Origin of the sequence: Marinobacter litoralis (genome assembly GCF_003336705.1) — a bacterium.
Lineage (GTDB): Bacteria > Pseudomonadota > Gammaproteobacteria > Pseudomonadales > Oleiphilaceae > Marinobacter > Marinobacter litoralis.
On sequence record NZ_QMDL01000001.1, the window covers coordinates 309,414 to 328,782 of the forward strand.

The following is a 19,369-nucleotide window of genomic DNA, read 5'->3' on the forward strand; positions in this document are numbered from 1 at the left end:
AATATTGAACGTTACCGTATTTGATTTAAGGAGCAACAGATGAAGTACAAGCAGGCCAGCCTGGTTTCGACAGCATTTTTTACGGCAGCACTGGTCGCGGGTTGTGCTCTTCCGCCGCTACAAGACTCCGAGACGGAGCAAGAGTCGCGGACATCCGGCAGTCACTTGCAGGTTAATTGCTCCACAAATATGACACCTGAACACCGCGTTGAGTTAGATGCCATCGATTCGATGATGAATGCGTCAGAAAACTACGCGGCTTTGGCGCGCCTTGAAGCGTTATCGTTCCAGACCCAGCATCATTGGCTGCGCTGGGCCCAGTTGCTTGCGAAAGTGGAACAGCTGGATTACTCGGAAGAAGTGTATCAGCAGATTGCCGAGACCTGTGACAGCGCACGGGCCTATCACGGCCTAGGCGTGGTTTATGTGAAAGGTGGCAAGATTGAGGAAGGCCTAAAGGCACTCGGCATGGCGAAGGCAAAAGAGCCAGCCTCCGCCGATATGAGGAACGATTTCGGCGTAGTGCTTATGCAGGGTGGGTTCTTCGGGCAGGCGGCTTTCGAATTGCGAACGGCATACGAGCTTTCCGGCAAGAAAGAGACCGTCGGTCGAAACATGATTGCTGCATACTATTTGCACGGTGGTGATGATTCTGTCGCTAAGCTCCAGCGTGAGTTAGGCCTGAGTAATGACGCAGTTTCAGCGGGTATAAAGTTTTCTGAGCGCTTTTCTGGAGGTGTCTGATGAAATTCAAGGCCTGTTTTTTGGCAGCTACGGTGTTGGTGACCTTCAACGCCATGGCAACTGAACCCGAGGCGGAACTTGGTTTGTCAGGGGTTAATTTTCAACCCGATAACCGAACCGATGTCAGAAAAATTTTTGATCAGCAGGCTGAACAAAAAACCGAGGGTGGCGAGCTGAGCATGGCGCTCTACGCAAAAACCCAGAAGCGCTTGGCCGAGTCTTTTGATCAGTCTATGCCTGATCGTATTGGCGAGTCATCGAGCGGTGATTGATACTAAGCGCCAAAAGGGCGTTTTGATTTTTCTGATGCCTTTTTTGCTGGTCGCAATTGCCGTAGTAGCGACCTTGGCGATGGATGCAGCACGCCTATACAGTGTTAAGGGCGATATGCAGGCTGTGGTGAACGCGGCGGCAACGGCTGCGGCCGACGAAGCAATGGCCTGCGGTGTCGGAGATGTCAGTCTGATGCGCGCACGCGCTCTAACAGCAGCGAAGCAAGCTGGATTCGACGGAGATAGCAGTGAACTGGAAGTGATTGTCGGCCTGCTTGAAACGGGTGATTCCACGACCGGCGAGCTCCAATTTAAAGCAACACCCCCGAACCAAAGCAATGCGGCTGTCGTTCGCTACACCCGAAAAGAACGGGTGTCATGGCTGCTTCCGGAAACCTTCTTCGAGCCGGTTGAGATCTCGGTGAACGCTGCAGCTCGAAAAGAACTCTATGCGACGTTGAGCGCCAACAGTTCAACGGTAAAAGTGACCAATGGACTTCTCGGAAATCTGCTTGGAGGAGTCCTGGGTCAAAGTAATTATTCTCTTGATCCTACGAGTTTAGCCAGCCTGGAGTCGACATTGTTGGGTGTCGGGGATCTTCTGTCTAATCTCGGCGTTAACAATGTTACGGCTTTGCTGGATCGCCCCTTGATAGAGGTGCTGGACGCGGTTGTTGATGTTGTTGGTGGGGTGACATCGCCAGTGGGTGCGCTCGTTGATGACTTAACCGAGGCATCCGGTCTTAGTGGGCTCAAACTATCGTCAGTACTCGAGGTCAAGGGAGATAAAGAAGCGGCCCGAAGTGCTGAATTTCCCCTTTACGACTTCATTATGAGCGTTGTCCTGAATAGCGCGCATCAGCTAGGAAAGACGACTGGTACTGGCCTACTTGGATTGAATATAGATACCAGTACAAGTCCGGTCTTAAAGCCGCTGTTGGATAATGGTTTGTTGGGCGATCTTGACCTTTCATTAAAGCTTGGCGTGGATAATCCTGCGCCGGTAGTGATTGGTCCGGCACGGCAAGGAAGTGATAACGAATGGATGACAGAGCTTCATTCGTCGGACGTATCTTTGGAAGCGCTTGTTGATTTAGAGCTCTCTATTGGTTTTATCGGTGATTTGATATCGGGCTTAACCCTCGGGCTGGCAAAGGTAGAGCTGTTGGACAGTATTCGTGTGCCGCTGGCGGTCAAAGTGGGTGGTGGTCGCGCCGAGTTTGTGGGGGCTGGCTGTGCTCGTGGCAGTAGCAATGATATCGACATTGAAGTTTTGGCTCATCCGTCAGTGGCCAGTATAGACACAGGGACGATTCAGCCTGACGGCGAAGTGGCGAGAGAGCCGATTCACGCTACGCTGCTAAAGCTTGCGTTGTTAGGTCAGCCTCTACTTAATTTATGTGTGGATGCGGACCTCGGTGTAAATATCCCGGTTGCTGAGCAAACTCATACGTTAACCGGCGTACCCTTGTATTGCCCGGAAGGGCAATGTGCCAAGAAACTGGCTAACAGCCAGCCAACCTGGATACAGGGGCTAGATCTCGATATCGAGAATCTGGCTTTGGATTGCGGAGAACCTAGTGCTCTCAGCATTTTGAATCCCATTATTGATCTACTTGAGCCGGTAGTGGAAGTGTTGGTGAATCTTGTCACCACAGTGTTACTTCAAGGGATCGTATCACCACTGTTGATGGTCTTGGGAGTGGACCTCTCTGGGCTGGAAATTACCATGACAGGTGCAGATCAGCTTAGCACTCAGCTGATTGAGAACGTAAAGCTTCAAAACTGATATATTGTGCCACCCTCAAGCATTTATGCTGTGGATCAAAGTGGCAAATACATTACAAACGACGAACAAAGGCAGGCGCGTGTTACGTAAATCTTATTGGTTACCCGTATTGGCTATCACCGTTGCAGGGTGTGCATTAGAGCCCAAAACCGAGGAGCAGACCGTTAGCGGTATATACTCCTATGAGGTGGACCCTCGCAGAACCGTGGAGCCGAAGGTTGTTAGAACGCCAGACACTCAGGCCGAAACACCTGTTAGAGCTCCGGGTGGTCAACCAGAGAAGGCAGCACTGCAGCCTGCTAAGCCTGAGGTTCGCGCAGAAAACCAAGCATCCGATAACGAACCGGAGGCCGAGAAGGTATCAGTGTCTGACTCCAAGCCCGAAGCGGCGGGTGAGCGAATGATTGGTGAACCCGTGATGGATATCCAGCCCGGCCAGTGCTGGGTCTACGCGCAAATTCATCCTCGTTCCGTGCAAGACAATCTAGAAGTAAAGGTAAGAGACTCCGAGGTACGGCTTGAAGTGACTCCGGCAGAATTCCGCCGCGGGTTAAAAAAGGTTGTGACCAAGCAAGGTACCAAGACCTATCGTGTTAAACCGGCTACCTACAAAGAAGTGGTGGAAAAGGTCGAAATTAAACCGGAAACCACACGCTTGGTGGTAGAGCCCGCCGTTTATGAAGACGTTGAAGAAGAGGTCGTGTTGGAAGAAGCCCGCACTGAGCTGGAGCCTTGTCGTACTTCGGGTGCCGCCGCCTATGCCAGAGCGTCTTCTGCTTTCGGTTTCTGCGCTAAAGAAATTCCCGCCAAAACCAAAACGGTTACCGTAACCAAGCTAGTGAAGCCCGAAACAACCCGGACGGAAGTGATCCCTGCCGAGTACAAAACGGTGACTCGCTGGGAAGTGGATGAGCCGGCAGAGGTTATTCCTGTCACCATGCAGGACGAGGTCGATGCACTCGAAATTGCCGAACTGGTAAAACCGGCCGAAACGGTTCAGCAAGAAGTGCCGGCAGAAGTGTTATCAATGAATGTGAAGCGGTACGAAGGAAAGCCTAAAATCGTTGCCAGACAGGCGGTTTGTGATCGCAACCTAACCAGCGAAATGGTGCTGAAAATGCAACAACGCTTGGAGAATCTGGGTTACGCACCGGGTGTGCATGACGGGCTTCTTGGTCCGGCAACCCTGGACGCACTCACGTTCTATCAGCGGGAACATGGATTAGCCTCTGGTGCAATTACGATTGAAACACTAGAGCATCTCGAACTAATGGAATAAAAAAACAATGCTGCCAGATGCACTAGTGTTGCCGTTGTTGGGTTTGCTTTTAGCCATAGCAGCGCTTGTGCTTCTGGTGCATTTGCGTTTCCGCAATAAGGAAGCCGAACGATATCAATCGTTAGCTTCCCGCCTTCAAGAATTCCGCCGTCAATATAACTCCTCCCTCGAAGACAGTCGTGCACTGTTAAACAAGCTACCCGACGTTATCCTGATTTTTGAGCGGCAATGGCCAAAGCTCTTGTTCGCTAATCGCCAGGCATTGGAGTTGTTCGGTTGCAGCAGTGAGCAAGAATTGATGGATAAGGTGTTTAGCCAGCCTGATGCCTGGTTGCCGACCCCAAACAGTTTGCTGGACTTTGAGGGTTTTTTATCGCGTGCGCGCGATCTCGGTGTTGAACGACGAGAGTGGCGCTTTGCAGCGGGTCCCGATCAAAGTTTGTGGATGGACTGTGAGATTACGCTCACGGTATTTGCCGGGGAGCCGGCAATGATTTTTTCTGGCGTGAACGTTCACCACCGAAAGCTGCAAAGCATTGCTGATAACTTGCGTCAACGGGCACTTTTCAGTGTGAATGATGGCAGCCCTCTCACAGCCATTATTGAACGGGTATCCAAGCTGCTTGAAGCTCAGATTCCCGGCACACACTGCGTTATTTCGTTATATGACGAGCAAAAAGACAGTCTGGTAACCCAGGGAGTTGGTGAGTTTGCCACAGTTTTTTGTTCCAAGGTTCCTTCCGTTTCGGCTCGTTATGGCGCTACATCAATTGGCTCTGCTGCTCATACTCGCCAAAGTGTGGTGTGCGAATCTGCGGCCGACGATATGCAGTGGCAAGGCTACAGTGATGTTCTGAAGTCTTTAAAGGTTGCCTCAGCCTGGTCTGAACCCGTATTGGGAGAAGATGGCAAACTGCAGGCCGTGATTACGCTCTTCAGCAGTGTACCCAAACGTCCGGATAATGAAATTATCGGCCATTTTTCGTTCGCGGTTTCGTTGGTTGGTCTGGCAATTGAGCGGGAGCAATGGCGACGTGAATTGGAAGCGTCCTCCGAGAACGAACGCTACGTTCGTGAGGTGAGTGTTTCCATCGTGAACGTCCCTTCTGAAGGGTTTTCCGCCGGGCTTACGAACGTGATTCAGGGTATTAAATCGAAATACGACCTGGGCGCGATGGAGGTTTGGCGGGTAGATGTGCAGCGAGATCTGATTGTACCGGTTGCCAGCACAGACTTTGATATTGACGAATTTGCAGAAGGGCCCGAACGGTCGTCTATCTCCCGGGAGCGGTTCTGCGATTTGTTCCCGGGCCACGAGCCCAAATACGTCACCCCGCAAGACGATTTGTACGGGTTGCTGAAAACCCACAAAAAATCCAAACCGGTGTTAGTTGTGCCGCTGCACAGTGACTCCTTAAAAGGGTATCTGTTGGGTTTTTTGGTTGTTGAATCAAAATTCCAGTATGTCGAGAAGTCGACGATCGAGCATCTGAGCGTGATTGGTTCGGTGATGAAAACGAGCCTTATAAACCAGCGATTGGTTGAGCACTTGGCCGATACTGCCGATACCGAACGCCGAGCCAGAAAGAAACTGGAAAGTGAACTGGCTGTCGCCAAAAGCATTCAGATGTCGATGGTTCCGGGCAGTGGTTCTTATGTCAAAGAATTTCGAAACTGGAGAATAGAATCCTGGTTGCAGCCGGCGAGCGCTGTGGGAGGCGACTTGTACGAGGTGATTCCGCTATCGAGAGGGCGGTTTCTCGCTGCGGTTGGTGACGTCTCAGACAAAGGTGTCCCAGCTGCACTGTTCATGGCCAAAACCATCAGTTTGTTGAATTTTCTGGCACACAACAAAGATGGTGATCTAAAAGACATTACGGCGGCATTGAACCAAGAACTTTGCCGGGGAAACGACGCTTGTATGTTTGTCACGTTGGTGATGATTCTTGTCGATAAGAATAGTGGTAAGGCCGAGATGATTAATGCCGGCCACACTATGCCGATGCAACGATTCAGTGACCAGCCGCCTCGCCTGTGGAGTGGTGAGACGATTGGCCCTCTTGGTCTTTATGAAAACATAGAACCGACTACAGAATTCCTGGAAATCCCCGCAGGAGGTAGCCTTGTACTATACTCCGATGGAGTTACTGAAGCTTTTAACGCTGCGGGCGAGGAATTTGGAGAGCAGCGACTGTTGAGCCTTGGTGGTAGACCGCGCAGTTACGAAGAGTGCTTTTTGACAAACATTCGTGAGCGTTTGGTGGAGTATACGGCTGGAGCAGAGCAGTCCGACGATATAACAATAATGATATTGAGCCGCCAAGGGTTATGAAACTACAGGTTAGGGCAAATGAACCAGTCAGCAATGTTTTAACAGCGGTGGCCCAAGAGGCGCTGCTCCAAGGTGTAGCGGATACCTTGGTACATGACCTAAAAGTCGTTGTTGACGAAATTCATGCCAATCTCAGAATGCATGTGGCCGCGGATAATCCAGAGTTGAATTGGACGTTAGTGGTCGAAGTCGGCGTGGAGTGTTTAGAGCTCGTGGTGGAATATCCAGGCCCTTACTTTGACTCGACCAATACGAAGCCAATGTCCGGTGACGCTTTGGGGTCCCGAGCAGACGGGGGAATGGGGCTGCATTTGATCTCCGCTCTTAGCGATGAATTTCACTATAACTACCAGGATGGTATCAACACCATGATTGTCAGATGGAGTTTGAAACGCGACTCAAAGGAAAACCTGTTATGTCGTTAGAAATTTCGGTGATTCAGCAGAGTGATGAAGCGTTGGGTCTGAAGCTGGATGGTTCAGTAGACAGCGACACCGCGCCGGAGTTAGAGGCAATGTTGGATGATATGGTTCATCCCTCAGTGACCTATCTAGCGCTGAACATGTCGGGAGTCAGTTTTATCAGTTCAGCGGGGCTGCGAGTTGTTTTCAAAATGCTCAAGCAAATGAAGGCGCGAGACGGCCAGCTGATGGTGACAGAAATGAACCCCGGCGTGGAGAAAGTGTTTGAAGTGGTTAAACTCATGCCGGATCTTTCGGTGTTTGGCAGTTCCGAAGAGATGGACGAGTACCTGACATCCCTCCAGAAACAGCAGAATAGTTAATAACACCTCGTTAGGCTTCAGCACGGCCGATCCTCCGGCCGTTAAATTTCCGTACAATCATTGCAACTGCACGTTATTTTCACCGATAGCGCTGGTACTCTGCCAGCGCACAGATTGTTCCCCCTTCATGGTAACTATCGCCACTACTGCCTGTCAGGATAGCCAATGCGATAGGGGTATCTACTGATAAGCTTCGCTCACTTGAGTTCGCTCTGCGTGCATGAATTGGCGTGAGAGGCGACTTTCCCGTAAGAAGAGGTGGGAGTACGTAGCGATGCAAAAAAGTTCGGTTTGGATGTCCGTGATATTGTCACTCACGTTGGTTCTCGTCGGTTGCAACGGCGAGTCGTCAGGAGGCCCCTCAGACGGCGCAACCGCGGAGGTAACGCTTGATGTAGAAACGGAAGTGTCAGCCGACGCATCAGCCCGCCCCCAGCCTGTCAGACAAATAATGACCTTGGGCAACCGCCAATCGGAGTCTCGGCTTGTGGATGTCTACGCTGATGACGGGCGACAGTGGCAGCCTTATGAACGGGCGCCAGAGTTTACCCACATGGTCACCTTGGATAATCAGACGTTCACCATGTCTGACGGGACTGAGCTGTTTGCGAAAGTGACCGTTCCCGGTTTCGGTGAAGGCGAAGCGGCTCCCGGGCCGTTTCCAGTGGTGCTCACGCAAACTTCCTATAACACATCGTTCGGGCAGTTTGTGCCACAAATTGGTGGAGCCAACGAGTTCCTCGTTAAGCGTGGCTATGCCCACGTGGTTGTCGACGTTCGTGGTACTGGTAATTCCGGTGGCAGCTGGGCTGCGTTCGACGAGCGTGAGCAGCAAGATTATCTTGAAGTCCTGAACTGGGTAGTGGATCAAGAATGGGCCCAGGATCGTATTGGTTTGGAAGGCATCTCCTATCTGGGCATTACCTCGGTACTGACGGCTCAGCACAACCATCCAGCCGTTAAGGCTGCATTCCCCATTGTGCCGATCGGTGATGGCTATCGGGATATAGTGTTTACCGGTGGCAACGTGAACGCGACCTTTATTCCGCTGTGGCTCGGAATGGTGACGGGCTTTGGGCTTATTCCGGCGGAAATGGCGGCTATTGATCCGGAAGTTTTTTCGGAAGCGATACTTGAACGCATAGTGGGGGCCTTGACCGGTTTCCAGGTGCCTACAATTGTAAAGGCTCTGGCCGGCGAGCCCGAAACAGCCTACGACAGCGAGTTTTGGGCAGTTCGCTCGCCGCTCGAAGGGGCCGATAAAATCAACGTGCCGACCTTTATCGTGGGTGGCTTGTTCGATTTGTTCCAGCGCAGTGAACCACTCTGGTTTGAGCAGTTGAACGGGCGAGTTGAAACCAAGTTGTTGATTGGCCCCTGGAACCACATTGAAGCCGCGGGTGTTGAGTTTTTGGGCGGCGGCGAAGCAAACCAGCACGCTGTGCCGGACCTGGACACTTTGCGCCTGCAATGGTTTGACGAATACGTGATGGGGCTGGATACCGATGTGGAAAATCAGCCGGATGTAACCCAGTACGTGCTCGGGTTAGACGAATACGACACCACCAGCCACTGGCCACATCCGGATATGCAGGCGGAACGTTTCTATTTGAGCCCAGCGGAAAGTTTCGTGGGGCCGGGCCAGCTGCAGCGCCAAGCTCCTGAAAATGATGGGAAAGCTTTCGTAGCTCAGCACCTGTTAAACGGGCTGTGTTCGTCCAGCCTTGATCAGTGGACAGCCGGATTGGGCGGAATGCTGTCACTTCCATGTACTCAAGATAATTCGCTTGCAGAACTTGCTGCGGCCAAATACGAGTTGCCTGCAGGCGAAGAGGGTCTATACCTGAACGGCCCCATGCAAGCAGACCTTTGGGTTTCAACCACCGCGAAAGACGTGCAGGTTTCCGTGAGACTGGATATCGTTAACCCGAATGGCACCACTACACCGGTTACGAATGGCCTGATGACAGCTGGGCTGAACTCGGTTGATGAAACCCGCTCGCGATTCGTCAACGGAGAAATGATTCAACCTTGGCATACTTTCCGTCTGGACGACGTTCAGCCCTACGAGCCGCATGAAGTGCGCAAGGTATCGGTAGAAATTTTCGCCAGCAGTGCGTATGTGCCGCCGGGATCAACCTTGAGAGTGTCGGTGAATACCAGCAATGTTGCGCAAGGCCTGCCGCCGCTGCTCACCGCTCTCAATTCATTGCTGGGAGTGATGACGTTGCACACGGGGCCCGAAACGCCTTCGAGCGTGGTTCTTCCCGTTGTACCATCCGCTAAGCTGGATGCAATGCAGGCGCCGTAACCCCCTCGCGCACCCGAACAACGTCCGCCATCACCGAAAGGGCAATCTCGGCGGGCGTTTTACTTCCAATGTTCAGGCCGATAGGCATGTGAATGCGGTCGGCTTGGGCTTCCGTTAAGCCGCCAATTCGCAAGAGGCGTTCCCGACGTTTTTCGGAGGTCCGTTGGGAGCCCATAACGCCTATATAGAACGCGTCGGTTTTGATCGCTTCAATAAGGGCGGTATCGTCAATCTTGGGGTCGTGGGTGAGGGCAACCACAGCTGTGGCCCGGTGGCAGCCTTCACGGGCAATCCAGACCGACGGGAGTTCCTGGCGTAAGGTCACGCCCGGCACATTGAACTGCCGAACTTCCTCGGGCCGGGGGTCACACACAATCACTTCAAATCCGAGGCTGTGGGCAAAGCTGGCGCACACGGTTGAGACTGGCGACAGACCGGCAATCACCAGACGTGACACCGGGCCCACGCGCAGGCGCACTCGTTGCTCGTTCTGGTCTTCTTCCACTTTGCTGCCCAGACTGTCATCCGGGATGAGTTCAACCTCGCCGGCTTTCAGGCACAGATTGCGCACCAGTGCCCCGGCCCCCGCCAAAGCTTTCTGTAGTGACTGAAAGTGTTCGAAAGTGTGGTTATTGGCTGGCCAGTGTTCCACCAGCACATCCAGAACACCGCCGCAGGGAAGACTAACGCGAGGGTTGTCCGGGCCATCTGAGGCACCGTAGCGAACCCGGTTCAAGCGGCCCCGGAACTCTCCGTCCTTCAGTCTGGCCAGAAAATCTTCCTCGACACAGCCGCCGGAAAGCGAGCCGCAATGGTCGCCATCAGCTTTTGCGATTAACCAGGAGCCGGGTGCTCGCGGCGATGAGCCAAAGGTGCTCAATACGGTGCACAGCCAGAAACCTTCGCCGGCCCTGCACCAGTGCATGGCTTGCTCAACCACCTGAATATCCAACGGCTGCATTGATCTCTCCCGACAGGTTGTTCGATTCGTCTTGTTAGAGGTTGGTATAGGCTGCGCCAACTATATCAGGGCTCAGCTGCAATGTGATCGCCTGCTATTCAATGCCTTGCGGTATGGCGATAGTCGCTGGGAGATTTCCCCATGACTTTTTTAAACAGACGAGAGAAATAATAGGCGTCGTCGTAACCCAGTTGTCGGCTGATATCCGCGAACGTTTGGCTGGTGGTGTCCAGCAGTTCGCACGCCCGTTCCACTTTCAGGTGCAAAAAATGCTGGATGGGAGCAGTACCGGTTTGCTCGCGATAGCGGGTGGCAAAATGCGCGGGCGACAGGCCGGCGAGTTCAGCCAGCTCATTCAGTGTCAGCCGTTCTTCAAGGTGTTCCCGCATGTAGTTGTGAATAACCTCAAGTTCAGCCTGTCGTGCTTGCCCGGTTTCGTCGGCATTGATCGGTACCGCCGCCAATAACTGGCGCAGGCGGTTGCTGGCGTGTATCAGCCCTTGAGTGCGAAACCCCGTTTGGCGGACCGACAGCAAGCCGTTGAAATCCACCAGCAAACGAGGTTGTCGGCCCAAGTGGCGAATGTAGGTGCCATTGGTAAAGCCCATATGTTGCCGAAACGCTTCCGCTAACGGGCCGGAGTAGTGGGCCCAGTGAATGGACCAGGGGTTGTTCGGATCGGCGGTGTACCGGTGGCTCGCGCCGGCAGGTAACAGCAGCAGGTCGCCAGAGCCGACGGTGTGGGGGGTTCCCTCTACGTTCAGGAAGGCTTTTCCATCCGTGCAGTAGATCAAAAGATTGTCGCGGTGATGTTCTCTGTGCATGTGATGACCCACGGCCTTACGGTAGTGGCCAAAGGCAAGGGGGTAAAGCTCTCGGGTCAGGTCATGACTGGCGAGCAGGCGCACGATAGGCTCTGGAATCACGTATCGAACGCTGTCCGCTGGCACCGGCCATTGCGAGGTTTGTGTCGATTGAGAAAGATTTGTTTTTCTTGGCATCGAAAAATAATCCATCAAGAGCGAAATTTAGTCAATCACCTATTGTTGGTGTGCGTGCTAGTCTGTGGGTAAATCATCGCCTTGGTGTGGTTGGTAGACGACCACCGAGGCGTTCCGGATAACAACAACCACGGGACAGCATCATGAAGAAAGTACCTCAGTATATTGCCGGTGAATTTGCGCAGAGCCAGACCGAAAACTGGATCGACGTGACCAACCCTGCCACCAACGAAGTGATCGCTCAGGTGCCTTGTGCGACTACTGATGAAATGCGTCAGGCCATCGACAACGCCGGCGAAGTGTTCAAAAGCTGGAAAGAAACGCCGATTTCCGAGCGAGCGCGGGTGATGCTCCGTTACCAGGCATTGCTGAAAGAACATCACGACGAGATTGCCGAAATCCTGTCACAGGAAACCGGCAAGACGTTTGATGATGCCAAGGGTGATGTGTGGCGCGGTATTGAAGTGGTTGAGCACGCCGCGAACGTCGCTTCCATGATGATGGGCGAAACGGTCGAAAACGTGGCCCGCGAAGTCGATACACACTCCTGGATTCAGCCGCTGGGTGTTTGTGCCGGTATCACGCCTTTTAACTTCCCGGCGATGATTCCGCTGTGGATGTTCCCCATGGCCATCGCCTGCGGTAACACCTTTATTTTGAAGCCGTCCGAGCAGGATCCTCTCACGCCAATGCGACTGGCGGAACTGTTTGAGGAAGCTGGCGCTCCCAAAGGCGTTCTGCAGGTAGTACACGGTGCTAAAGAGCAGGTAGACACGCTGCTGAATGACCCGGCCATCAAAGCCATTTCGTTTGTAGGTTCCGTACCTGTCGGTCGTTACATTTATGAAACCGGCACTCGCAACATGAAGCGTGTTCAGAGCTTTGCCGGTGCGAAGAACCACATGGTCATCATGCCCGATGCCGATAAGCAGCAAGTTCTGAATGCTCTGGTTGGTGCTTCTGTGGGCGCAGCGGGCCAGCGTTGTATGGCGATTTCCGTCGCGGTATTCGTGGGCGCGGCTCAAGAGTGGATTCCGGAACTGAAAGAAGCCATGGCTAAGGTTCGCCCGGGTGCCTGGAACGATTCCGGCGCCAGCTACGGTCCCGTCATCAGCGCTAAGGCCAAAGAACGTGTTGAATCTTTGATCGCCACCGGTGAAGCCCAGGGTGCAAAGCTGATGCTGGATGGCCGTGGATGCACCGTTGAAGGTTTCCCCGATGGCCATTGGGTTGGGCCAACCTTGTTCAGTGAAGTGACCACCGAGATGGATATCTACAACGAAGAAATCTTCGGTCCTGTGTTGTGCTGCATGAACGCAGATTCACTGGGCGATGCGATCGAACTGATCAACAACAGCCCCTACGGTAACGGCACGTCTATCTTTACCAACCATGGTGGTGCGGCACGTCGCTTCCAGCATGAAATCGAGGTTGGTCAGGTGGGTGTGAATATTCCCATCCCGGTACCCCTCCCGTTCTTCTCGTTCACCGGTTGGAAGGGTTCTTTCTACGGTGACCAACACGCTTACGGTAAGCAGGCGGTTCGTTTCTATACCGAGACCAAAACCGTGACTTCCCGCTGGTTTAACAGCGAGGCCACTTCGTCAGAAGCCAACTTCTCTATTCAGCTGCGCTAATCGCGCAGCCAGGAGTCGAGTCATGGATTTCAACCTGACGGAAGACCAGCTAGCGTTTCGGGAAGCCGCAAGGGCGTTCGCCGAGAAAACCATGGCCCCGTTCGCGGGGCAGTGGGATATCGACCACACCTTCCCAGTGGAGGTGATGAAACAAGCTGGCGAAATGGGCTTTATGGGGATTTATACCCCGGAAGCCCTCGGTGGCATGGGGCTGTCCCGGATGGATACGTCCGTGATTGTGGAAGAGCTGGCCATGGCTTGCCCTTCCACGGCCGCGTTTATCACCATCCACAATATGGCCACCTGGATGGTCGCCAGCTTTGCCGATGACGAGCTTAAACAAACGTTTGTGCCGAAGATGGCGAGCGGGGAGTGGCTGGCATCGTACTGTCTGACCGAACCGGGTGCCGGTTCGGACGCCGCGAGCCTGCGAACCAAAGCGGTTTGCGACGGTGATAGCTACGTGATCAACGGCAGCAAAATGTTCATTTCCGGTGCCGGTGCCACGGACGTGTTGGTGCTGATGGCCCGCACGGGTGACGCGGACAGCGGCGCAAAAGGCATATCCACCTTTGTGATTCCGGCGGATGCTGAGGGTGTTTCCTACGGAAAAAACGAAGAAAAAATGGGTTGGCACAGTCAGCCCACTAGGATGGTCACCCTTGAAGACGTTCGCATTCCAGCCAGCAACCGCGTCGGTGAAGAAGGCGACGGTTTTGCCATCGCCATGAAGGGGCTGGATGGTGGCCGCTTGAACATAGCAACCTGTTCGTTGGGCGGCGCGCAGGCCGCGCTTCTTCGAGCCCGCAATTACCTGCATGAGCGTCAGCAATTCGGTAAGCCACTGGCCGCGTTTCAGGCCTTACAGTTCAAACTGGCGGATATGGCGACGAATCTTGTGGCAGCGCGCCAAATGGTGCGGCTGGGCGCGTTTAAACTGGACAGCAAAGACCCGGAAGCCACTCTGCACTGTGCCATGGCCAAACGCTTTGCCACCGACGCCTGCTTTGAGGTGGCTAATGAAGCACTGCAATTGCATGGCGGATACGGTTATATCCGGGAGTACCCGCTTGAACGCTATGTGCGGGATTTGCGAGTGCATCAGATTCTGGAAGGCACCAACGAAATCATGCGCATGATCATTGCTCGCCGATTGCTGGATGATGGCGTGGCTGAAGCCATTCAGTGACGGGCCAATAGATAACAAAAGGATTCAATCATGAGTGAACTGATCCAACTCGAAAAACGCGACCATATTGCGATTCTTACCATTGCCAACCCACCGGCCAACACCTGGACGGTGGATTCGTTAGCCGCTCTGAAGAAGACCATCGAAGAGCTGAACGATGACCAGAACATATACGCATTGGTGGTGACAGGGCAGGGCGAGAAGTTCTTCTCAGCCGGTGCTGACCTGAAAACTTTCGCCGACGGCGACCGGGCCAGAGCCAATGAAATGGCTCAACGCTTTGGTGAAGCTTTTGCCGCTTTGACCGGCTTCCGGGGCGTTTCGATAGCTGCGATTAACGGTTACGCCATGGGCGGCGGCCTGGAGTGTGCGTTGTCCTGCGATATCCGCATTGCCGAAGAGCATGCGCAGATGGCGCTGCCTGAAGCCAGTGTCGGCCTGTTGCCCTGTGCCGGTGGCACCCAGAACTTGCCTTGGTTGGTCGGTGAAGGTTGGGCCAAGCGGATGATTCTGTGCGGTGAGCGCGTGACAGCAGAAAAAGCGCAGCAAATTGGATTGGTTGAAGAAGTTGTGCCGTCTGGCCAATCGCTGGAAAAAGCACTGAAGCTGGCGGAAGGCGCTTGCAAACAAAGCCCGTCGTCTATCGCGCGCTGCAAACAGTTGGTGATGAGTGCCCGCGATGGCCGCAGCCATAGCGACGGGTGGCGCATGGAGCGTGAGTTATTCGTCGAATTGTTCCACACGGAAGATCAAAAAGAAGGCGTTAACGCGTTTCTCGAGAAACGTAAGCCGGAATGGAAAAACCAATAACCGGAGCCGTTATGAGTGATCAACCAATAGTATTTGAAGAGTGGAACACCAGCGACGGTGCGCGCATTGCGGTCGCCCGGCTGAACACGCCACGAAACTTGAATTCTTTGTCCATGGAGATGATTCGACTGCTCAAACCGCAGTTGGAACGTTGGGCCGAAGACACCAGTGTTCGGGCTGTATGGCTGGAAGCAGAGGGCGAGAAAGCCTTCTGCGCGGGCGGTGATATTGTCTCGCTGTACCGGAGCATGACCGAATCCGGAAAGCTGAGCGAGGGCGAGCAGTTTTTTACCGAAGAGTATGAACTGGATTACCTGATTCACACGTTTCCCAAGCCCATCGTATGTTGGGGTAATGGCATCGTCATGGGTGGCGGTATCGGCCTGATGGTGGGGGCTTCACACCGGGTGGTGACCGAGAACTCCAAATTGGCCATGCCGGAAGTCAGCATCGGTCTGTACCCGGACATTGGTGCCGGTTGGTTCCTGAACCGTATGCCTATGCGCACGGGCCTGTTTCTCGGGCTGACCGGCGCGCGCATGAACGCCGCTGACGCGCTGTTTGTGGATATGGCTGACCGATTCATTAGTCACGATCTGAAAGCGCAAGTGATCGAAGGCCTGAAAGCCGCCACCTGGCAAAACGGCGATAGCCACAACGTGGTCAGTGGTGTGCTCAAACAGTTCGAGCAACAAAGCGCCGAGGCGTTGCCAGAATCTCCGGTTCGCAAGCACTTTGATGAGATCCAGCAAGCGACCGATGCCGGCTCAGTGGAGCAAGTTGTGGCTCAGCTGCAGGAGCTTGGAAGCCGCGATGACTGGTTAGGCAAAGCCGTAAAAGGCGTCGCGAAAGCATCGCCTACGGCATTGGCGCTGACCTGGCGGCACTATCACCGTAGCAAGCTGGATGGTTTGAAGCAGGTGCTGGATAACGAACTGGTGCTGTCTAAAAACTGTTTGAAGAAGGGTGAGTTTGCCGAAGGCATTCGGGCCTTGTTGATTGATAAAGATATGCAGCCGCGCTGGCGCTACGCCTCATTGGCGGAGATGGACAGTCAGTGGGTTGATGAATTTTTCAGCCTGAACGCCGGGTAACAATCCCCCCGGCGGATTGCCACAATAACAAGGAGAAATACTATGGCGAAGATAACGTTTATTGGTCTCGGTAATATGGGGGCGCCGATGGCCTCCAATCTGGTTAAAGCCGGGCATCAGGTGACGGTATTTGATTTGTCCGCATCGGCTGTTGAGGCGCTGGTTTCCGAAGGTGCAAGCAGCGCAGAGAGTGGAAAAGCGGCTGCCGAAGGAGCCGAATGCGTTATTACCATGTTGCCTGCAGGCAAGCATGTAGAAGCGGTTTATCTGGGAGAGGAGGGTCTGCTGTCAGCCTTGCCTGAAGGCACGCTGGTGATTGATTCCTCAACCATTGCGCCGGAAACAGCCCGCAGCGTAGCCGAAGAAGCAACGGCCAAAGGCCTGGCGTTCATCGATGCGCCAGTCTCCGGGGGCGTAGGCGGCGCGAAAGCCGGTACCTTGACCTTCATCTGTGGTGGCGAGGCCAGCACCTTCGAGAGGGCCAAGCCGATTCTCGAGGATATGGGGAAGAACATATTCCACGCAGGGCCTTTCGGGGCCGGGCAAGTTGCCAAAATCTGTAACAACATGCTGTTGGCCATCCTGATGGCGGGTACCAGCGAAGCCTTGGCGTTGGGTGCCAAAAACGGTTTGGACCCCGCGGTGTTGTCAGAGGTAATGAAGCAGAGTTCGGGTGGTAACTGGGCATTGAACGTCTACAACCCTTGGCCGGGGGTTATGGAAGGGGTTCCAGCGTCTCGGAATTATGAGGGCGGCTTTTTGGTGAATCTGATGACTAAGGATTTAGGCTTGGCGTTTGATAACGCCGTCACGAATCAGGCTTCTATTCCAATGGGGTCTTTGGCTCGAAACTTGTTCCAACTGCATGCAGGGCAAGGTAACGGAGAGCTGGATTTCTCCAGCATTTTAAGGCTGTTTCAGCCGGAGTGATTCGAGAAGGGCGACTAGGTTCGCCCTTTTCTTTTAGCCTAAAGTTTACCTTTACGTAAGATGTATGTCGTGCTAAATCTGTATGAAGCATGTGTAAGTGAACACAACAACAATAGGAGAGGACGATGAGCCTTCCGCAATATCATGATGTGTACAGCAACTTTGATGCGGCCGCACTGGAGTCAGAGGTCCTGGACGGTCGCTTGGACAGTGGCTTGAACGTATGCCACGAAATTTGCGATAAATGGGCTGCTGACCCGCAAAAGGTCGCGCTCTACTACGAAAAAACCGATGGCGGCGACGGTGTGCTTACCTTTGCCGAGCTTAAGTCTGCTTCCGCTCGCTTCGCGAACTATCTTCAGTCCCTCGGTATCAGCAAGGGCGATCGCGTCGCTGGTTTGTTGCCTCGCGGCCCCGAGTTGTTGATCGTCATTGCCGGTACTTTACGTTTGGGTGCCGTGTATCAACCGCTGTTTACCGCCTTTGGCTCTGGTGCCATTGAATATCGGCTGGAAAGAGCCGGTACCCGTCTGGTGGTCACCGACCCGGATAATTACCCCAAGCTGGGCGATGTGAAAGGCTGCCCGCCCGTGCTGTGCCGCAACGCAGCCGCAACTGGCGATGATGTGCCCGATTTCGAACAAGTGCTGAGCGCCCAGTCCGATCAATTCGAACCGGTAATGATCACCGGCAGCGATCCCTTCTTGCAGATGTTTACCTCCGGAACCGTAGGTAAAGCCAAGGGCGTTGCCGTGCCGGCCAAAGCACTGCTGGCCTTCTACGTTTACATGAAGTACGCCATCGACCTGCGTGAAGACGACGTATTCTGGAACGTGGCTGATCCCGGCTGGGCATACGGCCTGTACTACGCCGTGACCGGTCCGCTGTTAATGGGCCACGCTACCCACTTCAATCCCAATGCGTTCACGCCAGAATCCACCTACGACATGATCCGCAAATACGGGATCACCAATCTCGCGGCAGCTCCAACCGCTTATCGTTTGCTGAAAGCCAACGACCAAGTATTGCCGGAAGGCGAAACGCTGGGTTTACGTGTGTGTAGCAGCGCCGGTGAGCCACTGAATCCTGAGGTGGTGAACTGGATCGACCGTCGTTTTGGTTGCCCGGTAAAAGATCATTACGGCCAGACCGAAACAGGTATGACTTGCTGTAATTTCCATGCGCTGGAACACCCGATGCGAGATGGGGCCATGGGGTATGCCTCCCCGGGCCATCGTGTGGTTGCGTTGAATACCAAATACGAAGAAGTGGCTGCGGGAGAGGTCGGTCAGTTGGCGGTGGATACCAAAGCTTCGCCGCTCTTCCATTTCGACGGTTATACCTGGGGTGAAAAAGATCCGTTCGCCAACGGCTACTACCTGACGGGCGACATGGTGGTTTGCCATGGCGATGGCAGTTTCTCCTTCAGTGGCCGGGACGATGACATCATCACCACCGCCGGTTACCGGGTTGGCCCGGCCGATGTGGAAAGCACCTTGCTGGAACATGCCGCCGTGGCCGAATCGGGCGTGGTTGCGAAGCCGGATGAAAAGCGAGGCTCCATCATCAAAGCTTATGTGGTGATCAAAGCAGGCCAGGAGCCGGTAGACGAACAAAGCCTGAAGGGCGAACTGCAGGAGTTGGTGCGCCGGCGCTTATCGACCCATGCCTTCCCTCGGGAAATTGAGTTCGTGGACGAACTGCCGAAAACGCCCAGTGGCAAGATTCAGCGCTTTATGCTGAGAAATCGGGCTGAGGAAGAGGTTTCGGCATGAGAGTCAGCTTCGAGGAACTGAACGCCTTCCTCGTAGACCATTTTCCCCAAGGCGCCGCTTACGGCGCTTTGGTGGACCTTGGGGATGGCTGGGCGGAGATGGTGCTGAACGTGGACGAGGTTCATCTGCGCCCGGGCGGCACGGTTTCCGGGCCCGCCATGATGGCGCTGGCGGATGTAGCCATGTATGCCGCGCTGTTAGGCAAAATTGGACTGGTGCCTTTGGCGGTAACGACTAATCTTAATATTAACTTCCTGCGAAAACCGGTTGCCGATGTGCCTATTCGGGCCAGAGCATCGTTGCTGAAGGTCGGCCGGACCATGGCAGTTGGTGATGTTTTTATTTATTCGGAAGGGATGAAAGAGCCGGTGGCCCACTCCACCCTGACTTATTCGATTCCGCCAAATAAAAGCGAAAATTAGTTCTTGACGTTGACGTACACGTAAATCTAACCTGTGGTT

The 19,369-nt window shown here is 53.9% G+C and carries 17 protein-coding genes; 15 read left to right on the forward strand and 2 right to left on the reverse strand.

The features are described 5' to 3' along the window. Window positions 1-39 precede the first annotated feature (39 nt). The 8 genes from DOQ08_RS01445 (at window position 40) to DOQ08_RS01480 (ending at window position 9,511) form a co-directional block, all read left to right on the forward strand. Entirely contained in the window at window positions 40-744 is a 705-nt protein-coding gene (locus DOQ08_RS01445; RefSeq protein ID WP_114333126.1) for a tetratricopeptide repeat protein, read from the forward strand. Beyond that, window positions 744-1,016, forward strand: a complete 273-nt coding sequence (locus DOQ08_RS01450) for a hypothetical protein (RefSeq protein WP_114333127.1) — start codon at window positions 744-746, stop codon at window positions 1,014-1,016. Before DOQ08_RS01445 ends, DOQ08_RS01450 begins: the two co-directional genes overlap by 1 nt. Then, on the forward strand, window positions 1,009-2,805 hold the full coding sequence (locus DOQ08_RS01455; protein ID WP_114333128.1) for a hypothetical protein: 1,797 nt from the start codon (window positions 1,009-1,011) through the stop codon (window positions 2,803-2,805). Before DOQ08_RS01450 ends, DOQ08_RS01455 begins: the two co-directional genes overlap by 8 nt. Window positions 2,806-2,884: 79 nt before the next feature. Next, window positions 2,885-4,084, forward strand: coding sequence for a peptidoglycan-binding domain-containing protein (locus DOQ08_RS01460; protein ID WP_165823578.1), 1,200 nt, complete (start codon window positions 2,885-2,887; stop codon window positions 4,082-4,084). Between the two features lie 7 nt (window positions 4,085-4,091). Next, the gene (locus DOQ08_RS01465; RefSeq protein ID WP_114333130.1) at window positions 4,092-6,416 is read left to right on the forward strand and encodes a GAF domain-containing SpoIIE family protein phosphatase; all 2,325 of its coding nucleotides are present in this window, start codon (window positions 4,092-4,094) and stop codon (window positions 6,414-6,416) included. Beyond that, entirely contained in the window at window positions 6,413-6,841 is a 429-nt protein-coding gene (locus DOQ08_RS01470; protein ID WP_114333131.1) for an ATP-binding protein, read from the forward strand. The genes DOQ08_RS01465 and DOQ08_RS01470 overlap by 4 nt, the downstream gene beginning before the upstream one ends. Continuing rightward, the gene (locus DOQ08_RS01475; RefSeq protein ID WP_114333132.1) at window positions 6,832-7,200 is read left to right on the forward strand and encodes an STAS domain-containing protein; all 369 of its coding nucleotides are present in this window, start codon (window positions 6,832-6,834) and stop codon (window positions 7,198-7,200) included. The genes DOQ08_RS01470 and DOQ08_RS01475 overlap by 10 nt, the downstream gene beginning before the upstream one ends. A 274-nt stretch (window positions 7,201-7,474) precedes the next feature. After that, window positions 7,475-9,511: a CocE/NonD family hydrolase gene (locus DOQ08_RS01480; RefSeq protein ID WP_114333133.1), complete on the forward strand. Its 2,037-nt coding sequence runs from the start codon at window positions 7,475-7,477 to the stop codon at window positions 9,509-9,511. Here DOQ08_RS01480 and DOQ08_RS01485 read toward each other — a convergent pair. Next, window positions 9,483-10,472 carry an XdhC family protein gene (locus DOQ08_RS01485; protein ID WP_114333134.1) on the reverse strand — a complete coding sequence of 330 codons (990 nt, stop codon included), beginning with the start codon at window positions 10,470-10,472 and terminating at the stop codon, window positions 9,483-9,485. The two genes, DOQ08_RS01480 and DOQ08_RS01485, sit on opposite strands and share 29 nt — an antisense overlap. Before the next feature lie 98 nt (window positions 10,473-10,570). After that, window positions 10,571-11,473, reverse strand: coding sequence for an AraC family transcriptional regulator (locus DOQ08_RS01490; RefSeq protein ID WP_114333135.1), 903 nt, complete (start codon window positions 11,471-11,473; stop codon window positions 10,571-10,573). Between the two features lie 143 nt (window positions 11,474-11,616). On the opposite strand from DOQ08_RS01490, the gene DOQ08_RS01495 reads away from it, so the two are divergent. From DOQ08_RS01495 to DOQ08_RS01525, 7 genes are all read left to right on the forward strand, one after another. After that, window positions 11,617-13,110 carry a CoA-acylating methylmalonate-semialdehyde dehydrogenase gene (locus DOQ08_RS01495; RefSeq protein ID WP_114333136.1) on the forward strand — a complete coding sequence of 498 codons (1,494 nt, stop codon included), beginning with the start codon at window positions 11,617-11,619 and terminating at the stop codon, window positions 13,108-13,110. A 22-nt stretch (window positions 13,111-13,132) separates the two neighbouring features. Then, window positions 13,133-14,299, forward strand: a complete 1,167-nt coding sequence (locus DOQ08_RS01500) for an acyl-CoA dehydrogenase family protein (RefSeq protein WP_114333137.1) — start codon at window positions 13,133-13,135, stop codon at window positions 14,297-14,299. 30 nt (window positions 14,300-14,329) lie between these two features. Further along, window positions 14,330-15,109 (forward strand): enoyl-CoA hydratase, encoded by a 780-nt coding sequence (locus DOQ08_RS01505; RefSeq protein ID WP_114333138.1) that lies wholly within the window; start codon window positions 14,330-14,332, stop codon window positions 15,107-15,109. Between the two features lie 11 nt (window positions 15,110-15,120). Further along, window positions 15,121-16,203, forward strand: a complete 1,083-nt coding sequence (locus tag DOQ08_RS01510; RefSeq protein ID WP_114333139.1) for an enoyl-CoA hydratase/isomerase family protein — start codon at window positions 15,121-15,123, stop codon at window positions 16,201-16,203. Between the two features lie 42 nt (window positions 16,204-16,245). Then, window positions 16,246-17,133 (forward strand): 3-hydroxyisobutyrate dehydrogenase, encoded by an 888-nt coding sequence (mmsB, locus tag DOQ08_RS01515; RefSeq protein WP_114333140.1) that lies wholly within the window; start codon window positions 16,246-16,248, stop codon window positions 17,131-17,133. A gap of 125 nt (window positions 17,134-17,258) precedes the next feature. Further along, the gene (locus DOQ08_RS01520) at window positions 17,259-18,908 is read left to right on the forward strand and encodes an AMP-binding protein (RefSeq protein WP_114333141.1); all 1,650 of its coding nucleotides are present in this window, start codon (window positions 17,259-17,261) and stop codon (window positions 18,906-18,908) included. Continuing rightward, the gene (locus DOQ08_RS01525; RefSeq protein WP_114333142.1) at window positions 18,905-19,330 is read left to right on the forward strand and encodes a PaaI family thioesterase; all 426 of its coding nucleotides are present in this window, start codon (window positions 18,905-18,907) and stop codon (window positions 19,328-19,330) included. The genes DOQ08_RS01520 and DOQ08_RS01525 overlap by 4 nt, the downstream gene beginning before the upstream one ends. Window positions 19,331-19,369 lie beyond the last annotated feature (39 nt).

What these genes read in the sequence shown, in the direction of transcription:
- DOQ08_RS01505 (WP_114333138.1), top strand. Translation starts at nt 14,330, where the DNA reads ATGAGTGAACTGATCCAACTCGAAAAACGCGACCATATTGCGATTCTT.
- DOQ08_RS01525 (WP_114333142.1), top strand. Translation starts at nt 18,905, where the DNA reads ATGAGAGTCAGCTTCGAGGAACTGAACGCCTTCCTCGTAGACCATTTT.
- DOQ08_RS01520 (WP_114333141.1), top strand. Translation starts at nt 17,259, where the DNA reads ATGAGCCTTCCGCAATATCATGATGTGTACAGCAACTTTGATGCGGCC.
- DOQ08_RS01465 (WP_114333130.1), top strand. Translation starts at nt 4,092, where the DNA reads ATGCTGCCAGATGCACTAGTGTTGCCGTTGTTGGGTTTGCTTTTAGCC.
- DOQ08_RS01500 (WP_114333137.1), top strand. Translation starts at nt 13,133, where the DNA reads ATGGATTTCAACCTGACGGAAGACCAGCTAGCGTTTCGGGAAGCCGCA.
- DOQ08_RS01445 (WP_114333126.1), top strand. Translation starts at nt 40, where the DNA reads ATGAAGTACAAGCAGGCCAGCCTGGTTTCGACAGCATTTTTTACGGCA.
- DOQ08_RS01450 (WP_114333127.1), top strand. Translation starts at nt 744, where the DNA reads ATGAAATTCAAGGCCTGTTTTTTGGCAGCTACGGTGTTGGTGACCTTC.
- DOQ08_RS01485 (WP_114333134.1), bottom strand. Translation starts at nt 10,472, where the DNA reads ATGCAGCCGTTGGATATTCAGGTGGTTGAGCAAGCCATGCACTGGTGC.
- DOQ08_RS01490 (WP_114333135.1), bottom strand. Translation starts at nt 11,473, where the DNA reads ATGCCAAGAAAAACAAATCTTTCTCAATCGACACAAACCTCGCAATGG.
- DOQ08_RS01470 (WP_114333131.1), top strand. Translation starts at nt 6,413, where the DNA reads ATGAAACTACAGGTTAGGGCAAATGAACCAGTCAGCAATGTTTTAACA.
- mmsB (WP_114333140.1), top strand. Translation starts at nt 16,246, where the DNA reads ATGGCGAAGATAACGTTTATTGGTCTCGGTAATATGGGGGCGCCGATG.
- DOQ08_RS01495 (WP_114333136.1), top strand. Translation starts at nt 11,617, where the DNA reads ATGAAGAAAGTACCTCAGTATATTGCCGGTGAATTTGCGCAGAGCCAG.
- DOQ08_RS01475 (WP_114333132.1), top strand. Translation starts at nt 6,832, where the DNA reads ATGTCGTTAGAAATTTCGGTGATTCAGCAGAGTGATGAAGCGTTGGGT.
- DOQ08_RS01480 (WP_114333133.1), top strand. Translation starts at nt 7,475, where the DNA reads ATGCAAAAAAGTTCGGTTTGGATGTCCGTGATATTGTCACTCACGTTG.
- DOQ08_RS01510 (WP_114333139.1), top strand. Translation starts at nt 15,121, where the DNA reads ATGAGTGATCAACCAATAGTATTTGAAGAGTGGAACACCAGCGACGGT.